The organism is Mesorhizobium sp. M7A.F.Ca.CA.001.04.2.1 (assembly GCF_003998485.1).
Taxonomy (GTDB): Bacteria; Pseudomonadota; Alphaproteobacteria; order Rhizobiales; family Rhizobiaceae; genus Mesorhizobium; species Mesorhizobium ciceri.
Genome location: NZ_RZQT01000310.1, coordinates 1 through 415 on the forward strand (window position 1 = coordinate 1; position 415 = coordinate 415).

Below are 415 nucleotides of genomic sequence, written 5' to 3' on the forward strand. Positions count from 1 at the left end.
GTAGGGGAGTAGGGGAGTAGGGGAGTAGGGACGGATGACCGAAAAAACAGGGTCCTACAAGGACTTGCTGGTTTGGGAGCAGGCGATGGATCTTGCGGTGGCGGTCTACGGTGCTACGAAATCCTGGCCCAAAGAAGAACTTTATGGACTGACCAGCCAAGTGCGGCGCTCTGCAACGTCGGTGCCGGCGAACATAGCCGAGGGGTATGGCAGGGAAATTCGAGGCTCCTATCTGCAGTTTCTCCGTATTGCCCAAGGATCATTGAAGGAACTGGAAACTCAGCTTCTGATTGCTGAACGTATTGGCATCGCGCCGAAAGCGACGTCCGGCCCATTGTTGGCGAGTACCGAAAGTGTGGGAAAGCTTCTTCGACTTCTCATCCGTAAACTTGCAGCCGAATAGCCTCCCCTACTC

General features: G+C 54.9%; 1 protein-coding gene. It reads left to right on the forward strand.

Annotated elements, in window-relative coordinates; translation table 11 throughout:
• The first annotated feature begins 34 nt into the window (after window positions 1-34).
• Entirely contained in the window at window positions 35-403 is a 369-nt protein-coding gene (locus EN955_RS34675) for a four helix bundle protein (RefSeq protein ID WP_013530241.1), read from the forward strand.
• Window positions 404-415 lie beyond the last annotated feature (12 nt).